We start from the raw sequence: 470 nt of genomic DNA, 5'->3' as shown, positions 1-470 counted from the left end.
AGACCACGTCGGTATTGGTCACGCCGTAGTTCATGATCTCGGCGAACTGCGTCTGGTTGGCTGCGTCGAGGACTTCGTTGATATAATCCCAGGCCAGCGGATTGGCGTTTTTTGGCTTCTGCACAGCCACCCCGTTCAGCGATCCGCCCTCGGCCGGGTTGAGGAAGTCGATCCAGGTCGCGCCGCTGTCGTAATGGTTCCAGGTGCGGCCGTCGAAATAGATGCCGAGATCAGCTTCGCCGGAGGAGAGATGGTTGAAGAAGTCGTTCGGGCCGCCCCAGAAGACGATATTGTCTTTCATCTTCTCCATGGCCCTGAAGAAGGGATCCACGTCGTTCACACCGCCGCCGAGCGCCTCAGCTATCGCCCATATCAGCATGATCGGCGTCACCGCATAGCTTATGGAGGGGACGGAGGCGACGAATTCGCCGGCGGCGACGCGGTCGACGAACTCGGCGAAGGATTTCGTG

The 470-nt window shown here is 59.6% G+C and carries 1 pseudogene; it reads right to left on the bottom strand.

Going from position 1 to position 470, the window contains the following annotated elements:
• Positions 1 to 470, bottom strand: a pseudogene (locus ACFHWW_RS34225) (twin-arginine translocation pathway signal); the annotation flags it as partial.

Origin of the sequence: Sinorhizobium sp. P24N7 (genome assembly GCF_042436655.1) — a bacterium.
Taxonomy (GTDB): Bacteria; Pseudomonadota; Alphaproteobacteria; order Rhizobiales; family Rhizobiaceae; genus Sinorhizobium; species Sinorhizobium meliloti_A.
This window is presented reverse-complemented; position numbering and strand designations above follow the sequence as displayed.